General features: G+C 60.7%; 11 protein-coding genes and 1 pseudogene. 6 read left to right on the forward strand and 6 right to left on the reverse strand.

What is annotated here, in order from left to right; translation table 11 throughout:
• Positions 1–411, reverse strand: a pseudogene (locus Q0C48_RS02455) (aspartate kinase); the annotation flags it as partial.
• Between the two features lie 190 nt (positions 412–601).
• Positions 602–823: a DUF2892 domain-containing protein gene (locus Q0C48_RS02460; RefSeq protein WP_291521203.1), complete on the reverse strand. Its 222-nt coding sequence runs from the start codon at positions 821–823 to the stop codon at positions 602–604.
• Positions 824–976: 153 nt separating this feature from the next.
• Between Q0C48_RS02460 and Q0C48_RS02465 the strand changes: the two genes are divergently transcribed.
• Positions 977–1237 carry a DUF1778 domain-containing protein gene (locus tag Q0C48_RS02465; RefSeq protein ID WP_291521205.1) on the forward strand — a complete coding sequence of 87 codons (261 nt, stop codon included), beginning with the start codon at positions 977–979 and terminating at the stop codon, positions 1235–1237.
• Between the two features lie 82 nt (positions 1238–1319).
• The gene (locus Q0C48_RS02470) at positions 1320–1736 is read left to right on the forward strand and encodes a GNAT family N-acetyltransferase (protein ID WP_291521206.1); all 417 of its coding nucleotides are present in this window, start codon (positions 1320–1322) and stop codon (positions 1734–1736) included.
• 65 nt (positions 1737–1801) lie between these two features.
• Here the strand turns inward: Q0C48_RS02470 and Q0C48_RS02475 are convergent, their stop codons facing one another.
• Positions 1802–1942 carry an SEL1-like repeat protein gene (locus Q0C48_RS02475; RefSeq protein ID WP_291521209.1) on the reverse strand — a complete coding sequence of 47 codons (141 nt, stop codon included), beginning with the start codon at positions 1940–1942 and terminating at the stop codon, positions 1802–1804.
• A gap of 9 nt (positions 1943–1951) precedes the next feature.
• Here Q0C48_RS02475 and Q0C48_RS02480 point away from each other — a divergent pair, with 9 nt between their 5' ends.
• A complete protein-coding gene (locus Q0C48_RS02480) occupies positions 1952–2272 on the forward strand; it encodes a hypothetical protein (RefSeq protein ID WP_291521211.1) in 321 nt (106 codons plus the stop codon).
• On the opposite strand, the gene Q0C48_RS02485 is transcribed toward Q0C48_RS02480, so the two are convergent.
• Positions 2257–2451: a hypothetical protein gene (locus tag Q0C48_RS02485; RefSeq protein WP_291521213.1), complete on the reverse strand. Its 195-nt coding sequence runs from the start codon at positions 2449–2451 to the stop codon at positions 2257–2259. The genes Q0C48_RS02480 and Q0C48_RS02485 overlap by 16 nt on opposite strands.
• Positions 2452–2852: 401 nt before the next feature.
• On the opposite strand from Q0C48_RS02485, the gene tal reads away from it, so the two are divergent.
• A complete protein-coding gene (gene tal, locus Q0C48_RS02490) occupies positions 2853–3944 on the forward strand; it encodes a transaldolase (RefSeq protein WP_291521215.1) in 1092 nt (363 codons plus the stop codon).
• Between the two features lie 30 nt (positions 3945–3974).
• Here the strand turns inward: tal and Q0C48_RS02495 are convergent, their stop codons facing one another.
• Both Q0C48_RS02495 and Q0C48_RS02500 read right to left on the reverse strand, forming a co-directional pair.
• Positions 3975–4748 carry an enoyl-ACP reductase gene (locus Q0C48_RS02495; RefSeq protein ID WP_291521217.1) on the reverse strand — a complete coding sequence of 258 codons (774 nt, stop codon included), beginning with the start codon at positions 4746–4748 and terminating at the stop codon, positions 3975–3977.
• Between the two features lie 23 nt (positions 4749–4771).
• Entirely contained in the window at positions 4772–6583 is a 1812-nt protein-coding gene (locus Q0C48_RS02500) for a LysM peptidoglycan-binding domain-containing protein (protein WP_291521219.1), read from the reverse strand.
• 263 nt (positions 6584–6846) lie between these two features.
• Between Q0C48_RS02500 and gltX the strand changes: the two genes are divergently transcribed.
• The gene (gltX, locus tag Q0C48_RS02505; protein ID WP_291521221.1) at positions 6847–8247 is read left to right on the forward strand and encodes a glutamate--tRNA ligase; all 1401 of its coding nucleotides are present in this window, start codon (positions 6847–6849) and stop codon (positions 8245–8247) included.
• 112 nt (positions 8248–8359) lie between these two features.
• On the forward strand, positions 8360–9231 hold an 872-nt coding region (locus Q0C48_RS02510), incomplete at its 3' end, for an aconitase family protein (RefSeq protein ID WP_291521224.1).

Here is a 9231-nt window from a genome sequence, read left to right on the forward strand (position 1 = left end):
CTGAAAGCCCGCCACGACCACAATCTTGCCGGCATCCAGTGCCGCCCGGATCTTGTGATCGTCAATATGCTCGATGCGCGCCCGGTTATGGGCCGAATCGGTCATGATGGCGACCTGCCCGCCGGTGAACGAAATGGCGGGTTGACCGATACCCTCCAGGGCCATGCTCAGCAGCGCAATGGTGACCTGCTCGCCGGTGCTGAGCAGGGTGTCCAGTTCGCGCTCGGCCGGGGCGTCGGCCAGGGCGCGCGCCAGTTGCAGGAGGCGGTCCGTCTCGCCCGACATGGCGGAGACCACCACCACCACCTGATGACCGGCGCGATGACTGGCCGTGACCCGTTCCGCGACGGCACGGATGCGTTCCACGCTGCCCACGGAAGTACCGCCAAATTTCTGTACGATGAGTGCCATTTTCAGTGATTTTATGAAAAATTAAGGGCAAATGATAAATCGTTGCGGCGGGGTCTGTACAGGACGCACTGCGGACGCCCTGTGCGGCGCCGCGCCAGCCCGGCTTCAACGCTGTGTAAAGCGCATTTTCGGCATGAACCCCGATGAGGAAGCCTGCGGGCCGAGGATATGGCCCCCTACCGCGGTGCGCTCAGCGATCGGCTATGGTGTCTGGCGCCGGTGCGGTTTTGGGCTTTTTGAGCAGAGAATACACGGGGCAGTAGCCGATCACGCCGCTGGCGATGATGAGCAACCCGGAAAAGGTCCATTCCTTGTAGGGGAAGGGATTGACGAAATAGACCAGAAAAATGATGGCGCCGAAGTATATACGCAGCCAGCGCTCAGTAGTGTTCATGTTTTTGATGACTTTCATGCCCTGCTCCTCCGCAAATCAGAGAACCACATGCGAATTAAACTATAGGTCTGATCGGGGCGCCCCGCAACAGGCGCGGTTTTCTGTACGTCAATATGGTGTATGATATCGCCATATCGCCATATCGCTGCTGAACAGAGGGGAAAGTCAGCCATGCCCACCGTTCACGAAACCCCGCGTATTAACCTGCGCGCAAGTGCCGAGGCCAAAGCCCTTATCGAGCAGGCGGCCGCTCTCATGGGTACGACGGTATCCAGTTTCATGTTGCAGAATGCCTATGACGCGGCGCGCAAGGTGGTGACGGAACATGAGACCTTGCGGCTCTCCCAATCGGCCTTTCAGGCTTTTGTCAGCGCTTGTGAAAAACCGGCAATTCCTAACGCTGCCCTGCTGGCCTTGATGGCACGCCGCTGAATGGCGGTACGTATCGCTCTGTTGGAGAATTTAGAGTGGTCGTAACCACTTTGATTGTGGCAATGATGTGCTGAATGATTTTTTGAAGCGCCATGCTGGCCAGCAGCAGCGCAGGGGTTTTGGCAAAACTTATGTAGCACTGTGCGACGACCCTCCTGAGATCATGGGTTTCGTCACCGTGAGTGTGGGACAGGTAGCCACCGGGACATTACCATCACCGCCCCGTCTCCCCTGTTATCCGGTACCGATCCTGCGCATCGGGCGCCTTGCGGTGGATCGACGTTATCAAGCACGGGGCGTTGGCCAAGACCTCTTGGCTTTCGCCTTGCATCTGGCAGTGGAATTTTTGGAGCGAGTGGGCCTGTATGCCGTGGTGGTTGATGCCAAGCACGAAACTGCCGCGCGTTTTTATCAACGGCTGGGCTTTTCGGCCTCATTGGACGATCCGTTATGTTTGTTCGTACCGGTGTCCCAGTTAATCGCCGCGAGTAAGCCGTGAACCAGCCTAAGCCCTTAATACCCCGCTTCCTTCTGGTGTCTGAAGGCCAGCACCGTAACCGCATCTCACCCCGGCAGTAGGGCATCTACCTTGTGTTGGGCGATGAGGTGCCCGCGCGCCGCGGCTTCGGAGAGCCACTTTAGGCCCAGCGCCTTGCCCCGGGTTACGCCCTGTCCCTTGAGATAGCAGGTACCCAGCCAGTCCATGGCACCCACATGACCTTGCCGGGCTGCGGCCGCGAACCACGCCGCCGCGATGGCGTATCGGCCGGCAGCGTAAAAGGCCAGGCCCAGCGCATTTTTCGCCCCGGTGTCGCCCGCATCCGCCTGAATGTTGTTCGTAACGTCGAAGAGGATGTGGCCCTGGCGCTCAAACAGGTGGCTGCGAGTCACGGTCGCAGCGCAGAGGCGGGACACCGGGAAATTCTACGATCCACCCTGCGCCGACCGCCACGCCGACCCCTGGCCGAAGTGCTCGCCAGCATGCCAAATGTCGGCGAGGATAGCGATTTCGATACCCGTCACAATGCAAGCTGACCATGTATCTGGTGGACACCAACATCATCAGCGAGGCCCGCAAAGGCCGCAAGGCCAACTCCGGCGTGCAGGCGTTCTGAAGCGCGGTTGAATCCGCCGACCTTTATATCGCTGTGCAAAGCATCGGGGAAATTCGCCGCGGACTGGGAAAGGTTCGTCAGCGCGGCGATAACGATCAAGCCCTGCGTTTAGAGTCTTGGCTTGACCGCATCGTCAGGCGCTATGGGGACCGGATACTCAGTTTCGATACGGATTGCGCCCAAGTGTGGGGGAAAATGTACTTCCCTGCTCAATGCCCAACTGGTGACGAACGCCGACGGGTAGCACCAGGTGCCCGCGCTGGTCTACATGAGGCGTTGTATTGATGGGTATCAATGCATGTTTCCCATAAAACATGCAAGGCCCATTCTATCCATTTTGGTATCGGAAAATGACGTCGGAATACCGAACCAGGTTTGGTCTTGTTCTCAAAATCCCCGTCGAGCGCAGGCGGCTGGCGTGCTCCTTGCCGGACTCTGGTCTAAACTGAAGGTCAGATAGGTATCGGGTATGTCGGCGGAATCACGTCAGGAGAATCGGTATGGCAACGGATTTACGGGCACTCAGGAAGCAGGTGGGGCAAAGTATCTGGTTGGATAATCTGTCGCGCACCCTCGTCCGTGACGACATTCTGCGGCGTTATATCGACGAGGACGGGATCAGCGGGGTGACCTCCAACCCCAGTATTTTTCAGAAGGCGATTCACTCCAGCCCCTACTATCAGGAGGATCTGCGCCGGCCTGCAGATTCCGCAGAACGGTTGTATGAGGGTCTGGTGGTGGATGATTTGCGCAAGGCCTGCGATTTGTTGCATCCGGTGCATGTCGAAACGGGCGGTGACGACGGTTGGGTGAGTTGGGAGGAGTCGCCGCGACTGGGGCGGGATGAGGCCGCTACGGTGGCCGAGGCGCAACGGCTGCACGGGTTGGTGCAGCGGGAGAACCTGCTGATCAAGGTGCCGGCCACGCCCGCGGGTATTCGCGCCTTCGCAACGCTCATCGGCCGCGGTGTGTCGGTCAACGTGACCCTGATGTTCGGGCTGGCGCATGTTCGCGCGGTATATGCCGCCTATCAGAAGGGTTTGGCGCAGTGGGTGGCGAGTGGCGGTGATCCGCGCAAGGTGAAAGCGGTTGCCAGCCTCTTCCTGTCACGGGTGGATACGCTGGTCGATCAAAAGCTGGAGGCTATTGGCACGCCGGAGGCTTTGGCGTTGCGGGGTCAGGCGGCGGTGGCGATGGCGAAATCGGCATACACCATTTACCAGGACGTTTTTCACGGGAAGGACTTTGGGGCGCTGCACGCTGCGGGTGGAAGACCCCAGTATCTGCTCTGGGCGAGTACCAGCACCAAAAATCCCGCCTACTCCGATTTGCTCTACGTCGAGCCGTTGATGGGGCCGCAGACGATCAATACCTTGCCCGACGACACCCTGGTCAAGCTCCGCGATCATGGCAGCCTGGTGGCACGGGTCGAAGACGATATGGCGGGGGCACGGCGGACCATGGCGCAACTGGCCAGCCTGGGTATAGATATGGACGGCGCTGTGGCGGAGCAGTTGCAGGTGGAAGGCCTGGCCGCTTTCGCCAAAAGTTTTGAGGAGATGCTTGCAGAGGTGGGGCGCGCGATGCGGTGAGCGGCGCGCCGCGATGGTCCGGTGTGCGCCTCAGAAGCCGACGGTGTTGAAACCGCCGTCCACGTAGGTGATTTCGCCGGTGATGCCGGAGGCGAGGTCGGAGCAGAGGAAGGCGGCGGTGTTGCCGACTTCGTCCTGGGTCACGTTGCGGCGCAGGGGCGCATGTTCCGCATAGTGATCCAGGATCTTGCGGAAGTCGCTGATACCGCTGGCCGCGAGGGTGCGGATAGGCCCGGCGGAAATGGCGTTGACGCGGATGCCGTCCGGCCCCAGCGCGTAGGCGAGATAACGAATGCTGGCTTCGAGGCTGGCCTTGGCGAGTCCCATCACATTGTAGTTGGCCATGGCGCGCTCGGCGCCGAGGTAGCTGAGGGCCAGCAGGGCGCCCTGTCGGCCCTGCATGAGCGGGTGCATGGCCTTGGCCATGGCGGTGAAGCTGTAAGAGGATACCTCGTGGGCAATGCGGAAGCCCTCGCGGGTGGTGGCGTCCAGATAGCTGCCGCTGAGCTCGTCTTTGGGCGCAAAAGCGGCGCCATGAATGCCGATATCGACGCCACCCCAGAGCGACTGGATCTCACGCATGGTGCCAGCCAGTTGTTCTTCGTTCATCAGGTCCAGTTCCAGGGGCTCTGGTGCACCGATTTGGCTCGCCAGCTCTTCCACCCGGCTTTTGGTGCGCTCGCCCTGATAGGTGAGGAGCACTTCTGCACCCTGGCGATGCATGGCCTGAGCGATGCCCCAGCAGATGGAGCGGTCATTGGCCACGCCGACAACCAGTGCCTTTTTACCTTCCATAAAACCCATTGCAAAAACCCCTTACGTTAGAATCAGCGCGTATAAATGGTGAGATGTGAGCCCGGTTGAATATCGCTGGCCGAGGCCAGGCGATTCCACTGAATCAGCGATTTGGGCTGGACATGGAATTGCTGGGCAATCTGCCAGAGCGTATCTCCCTGACGCACCACATAAGTCGTCGTCCGTGCCTGGGTGGCGGCGCGCTCCTGCCGGTGGTTGATGGCGGCAACCACGGTTTGTGCCGGGATATTCAGCACCTGTCCGGGATGGAGGACGGTCCGCTCGGTGAGGTGGTTGGCGCGGGCCAGCACGGCGACGCCGACCCCGGCGCGCTGGGCGATTTGCCAGAGACTTTCACCGGGCCGGACGGTAAGGCGCTGGTGACCGCGCGCGGCGGTATAGACCGGTGCGGCAGCACCGCCATGTACCGTGAGCGTCTCGCCAACCTGCAGGTCACGCGCGGAACGGATATGGTTCCAGCGCATGAGGTCGCGGACGCTGACGCGGGCCCGCTGCGCGAGTTGCGAGAGCGTGTTGCCCGGACGCACCCTGAGCGGCTGGCTGTTTTGCGCATAGACCGCATGACGCAGACCGCCGGCGCCATAGACAACCAGATGTCGTCCGACTTGCAGGTCGCGCGCGGAACGGATGTGATTCCAGCGTTTGAGATTGGTGATGCTGACTCCGGCCCGTTGCGCCAGATGCCAGAGCGTCTCACCGGGGCGGATGGTGATGTGACTGAGCGGTGGTGCGGCTATAGGCGCGGCTACAGGTCGTGCGGCTACTTCCTGGGGCATGGTCAAAAGCGCTGTTTTCAGTGCTCCAGCCTTGCCTTTGGGCACCACAAGCTGGTAATCGGCCGGTGCGACGCCATAGCTCAGCCCGGCATTGAGGTGCCGCAATTCGCTGACCGGCATGTTCATCAGATTCGCTGCTACGTTGAGTGCCACGGATTTTGGGGTGGTGACTACCGCAATATGTGCCGCATTGGGAATGATGGGCAGGGAAACATGGTAAGCGCTGGCGTTTTTGATGACCTGCGCCAGGGCGAGCAACTCGGCAACGTAGTTTTCTGTTTGCTCCGGGAGATTGAGGTCCCAGAAGTCCGTGGGCTTGCCCGCCGCGACATTTTGTTGGATGGCGGCGGAGACGGTGCCCTGTCCGGCATTATAGGACGCGATGGCAAGGAGCCAGTTGCCACCGAAATAGTTGTAGAGATAAGACAGATAGTCGAGGGCCGCGTTGGTGGAGGCGGTGAGGCTCAGGCGGGGATCGCCGTAGCGGGTATTTTGCAGGCCGAAATTGCGGGCGGTACCGGGTATGAATTGCCAGAGCCCCGCTGCCGCCGCCGGAGAATAGGCCTTGGGGTTGTAACCGCTCTCGATGGCCGGCAACAGCGCCAGTTCCATGGGCAGGCCGCGCTGCGCAACTGCTGACACCACATAAAAAAGAAAAGGACGGGAGTTATCGAAGATTTGTTCCAGCTTACCCTGGTGTTGCAGGAACCAGGTGCGCCATTTGTTTACCTCTACTCGTGAGACGTCGCTGATGCGCAGGCCGTCATCAATATGTGTCCAGACATTGCCGGTCTCCGTCTGGTTGCCAAAGGCGCCTGATGCCTCGAACTGCTGCAGGGTGGCTGACAGGCCGGAAGCATTACCGCTTTGCCCGTTGCCCGATCCGCCGCCTTGCAAATCCGCAGTCTGTTCGGTGGTGTTCAAGGTGTCTGCCACACCGCTCTGAAGATCGCTTTGTTGCAAGCCTATGGTCTGGCTCTCCGCCCAGACCATAGGAATGCCCCCCAGCGCCACCAGCGTGGCGACAGCGATGAGTCGCTTTTTCATGTTACTCCTTCCTGGGCGGGTTCGATCCACAATGGGCGTCCCGCAGATGTAACCCTTCGTAAAAGGATATTATAATAAACATGGAGTTGGCATCATGCTTGCCACCCGTTACTGGATAGTAAGCAAAAGGAATGCCTTGAGTCAAACGCTGTTTGACGGTCTGCGCAGGGCGTGATTCGCGGCGAAAGCCGGCGATGCGCAGGATACCGGCGGGTCAAAGAGGCTGTTATTATCCTGTTTTCGCCAGTCTCAGGTTGCGCATCATGTCCGTTCGTACCCGTTTCGCCCCCAGTCCCACCGGTTATCTGCATATTGGTGGTGTGCGCACCGCGCTTTACTCCTGGCTGCACGCACGTCAGCAGGGGGGGCACTTCGTTCTGCGTATCGAGGATACGGATGTGGAGCGCTCGACGCCGGAAGCGACGACCGCCATTCTGGAGGGGATGGCCTGGCTGGGGCTGGACTGGGATGAAGGCCCGTTCTATCAGATGCGGCGCATGGACCGCTACCGGGAAGTGCTGGCGCAGATGCTGGCGGCAGGGACGGCCTATCATTGCTATTGCAGTCGTGAAGAAGTGGAAACCATGCGCGAAGATCAGCGCGGGCGCGGCGAGAAACCGCGCTATGACGGACGTTGCCGGCAGCGCACGGCAGCGCGTGAGGGGGTTGCGCCGGTGATCCGCTTTCTGAGCCCGGATAGCGGTGAGACCGTGGTGGAAGACCTGATTCACGGTACGGTGCGCTTTCAGAACAGTGAAATGGATGATCTGATTATCGCGCGCTCCGACGGGACGCCGACCTACAACTTCTGTGTGGTGGTGGATGACTGGGATATGGGGATCACCCACGTGATCCGCGGCGACGATCATCTCAATAATACGCCGCGGCAGATGCAGATTCTGCAGGCGCTCGGCGCCCAGGTGCCCGCTTATGCCCATGTGCCGATGATCCTCGGGCCAGACAAGCAAAAGCTGTCCAAGCGCCACGGCGCGGTGAGCGTGCTGGAATACCGCGAGCAAGGCTTTTTACCCGACGCGCTGCTCAATTTTCTGGTGCGGCTGGGCTGGTCCCATGGCGATCAGGAAATCTTCACCCGCGAGGAAATGGTGGAATTTTTCCGCATTGATGCGGTGAACAAGGCGGCATCGGCCTTCAACCCAGAAAAGCTATTGTGGATCAATGCCCAGCATATGCAGCGGCTGACGCCGGAGGGGTTGGCGCAGCATCTGCTGCCTTACCTCAACGCCGTGCGCGTAACCGAGTCTTTGCTGGCGGCCGGGCCGGCCCTCCCGGCGGTGGTGGCGTTGTTGCAGGAGCGGTCCAAGACCTTGGTGGAGATGGCGGCGGCGGCGGAGATGTTTTATGTGGCGCCGGTGGCCGGTGAACCCAAAGATGTGGAGAAACATCTGCACGGACAGGGCGCCTTGCTGGTGACCCTGGCGCAGGCGCTGGACGCGTTGCTGAACTGGGAGGCAGCGGCGATTCACAGCGTGATCCAGGAACTGGCGTTGACCTATGCCGACGGCAAGATGGGTAAGGTCGCGCAACCCCTGCGGGTGGCGGTGGCCGGGCGGGCGGTGTCGCCACCCATTGATGCGACTCTGGCTTTATTGGGTAAGGAAGAGACGTTGGCGCGTTTGCGGCGGGCGGCCGCCTGGATCTAGTCCTGTTTCGCCATTCAGGGTCTGCTGATACTTGGCGCGGGGCGGTGCTTTTGCGATGATGGAGGCACCCGTTGTTCCCGACCGATTTCCCGCAGATCAGGAGATGCAGTTCATGGCTATGAATGTCACCCAGAAAATACTTGCCGCCCATTTGGTCAGTGGCACGCTGGAAGCGGGGAGCCCTATCGCTATCCGTATCGACCAGACCCTGACCCAGGACGCCACGGGGACCATGGCCTATCTGCAATTTGAGGCCCTCGGCCTGCCGCGTGTGCGCACGGAGCTGTCGGTGTCCTATGTGGACCACAACATGCTCCAGTCGGGCTTCGAGAACGCCGACGACCACCGTTTTCTGCAGAGCTTTGCCGCGAAGTACGGCGTACATTTCTCGCGTCCCGGCAACGGCATCTGCCATCAGGTGCACCTGGAGCGATTTTCCAGGCCGGGCGGCACCCTGCTGGGCTCCGATTCCCACACGCCGACTTCCGGCGGAGCGGGCATGCTGGCCATTGGTGCAGGCGGTCTCGATATTGCCCTGGCCATGGGCGGGTTGCCTTTCAACCTCAATATGCCGCAGGTGGTCGGGGTCAAACTGACCGGCCGCTTGCAGCCTTTTGTCAGCGCCAAGGACATTATTCTCGAAGTGCTGCGCCACAAGACGGTGAAGGGCGGTGTCGGCAAAGTCTTTGAGTATTTCGGGCCGGGTGTCGCCCACCTCAGCGTGCCGGAGCGGGCGACCATCACCAACATGGGTGCCGAATTGGGCGCCACCACCAGCGTGTTCCCCAGTGATGCCGTGACCCGCCGTTACCTGGCGGCGCAGGGGCGCGATGCCTCCTGGTCGGAGTGGGTGGCGGATGCTGATGCCGGCTATGACGAGGTGCTGGAAATCGATCTCGACCAGTTGGAGCCCCTCATCGCCTGTCCGCACAGCCCCGACAACGTCCAGAAAGTGCGCGAGGTGGCGGGCACGCCCGTGGCGCA

Origin of the sequence: Acidithiobacillus sp., assembly GCF_023255755.1 — a bacterium.
In the GTDB taxonomy this organism is placed as follows: domain Bacteria; phylum Pseudomonadota; class Gammaproteobacteria; order Acidithiobacillales; family Acidithiobacillaceae; genus Acidithiobacillus.

Bases quoted from the DNA above. Each gene is read 5' to 3' on its own strand.
- Q0C48_RS02460 (WP_291521203.1), bottom strand. From the start codon at position 823: ATGAAAGTCATCAAAAACATGAACACTACTGAGCGCTGGCTGCGTATA.
- Q0C48_RS02465 (WP_291521205.1), top strand. From the start codon at position 977: ATGCCCACCGTTCACGAAACCCCGCGTATTAACCTGCGCGCAAGTGCC.
- Q0C48_RS02475 (WP_291521209.1), bottom strand. From the start codon at position 1,942: ATGGACTGGCTGGGTACCTGCTATCTCAAGGGACAGGGCGTAACCCGG.
- Q0C48_RS02480 (WP_291521211.1), top strand. From the start codon at position 1,952: ATGACCTTGCCGGGCTGCGGCCGCGAACCACGCCGCCGCGATGGCGTA.
- tal (WP_291521215.1), top strand. From the start codon at position 2,853: ATGGCAACGGATTTACGGGCACTCAGGAAGCAGGTGGGGCAAAGTATC.
- Q0C48_RS02495 (WP_291521217.1), bottom strand. From the start codon at position 4,748: ATGGGTTTTATGGAAGGTAAAAAGGCACTGGTTGTCGGCGTGGCCAAT.
- Q0C48_RS02500 (WP_291521219.1), bottom strand. From the start codon at position 6,583: ATGAAAAAGCGACTCATCGCTGTCGCCACGCTGGTGGCGCTGGGGGGC.
- gltX (WP_291521221.1), top strand. From the start codon at position 6,847: ATGTCCGTTCGTACCCGTTTCGCCCCCAGTCCCACCGGTTATCTGCAT.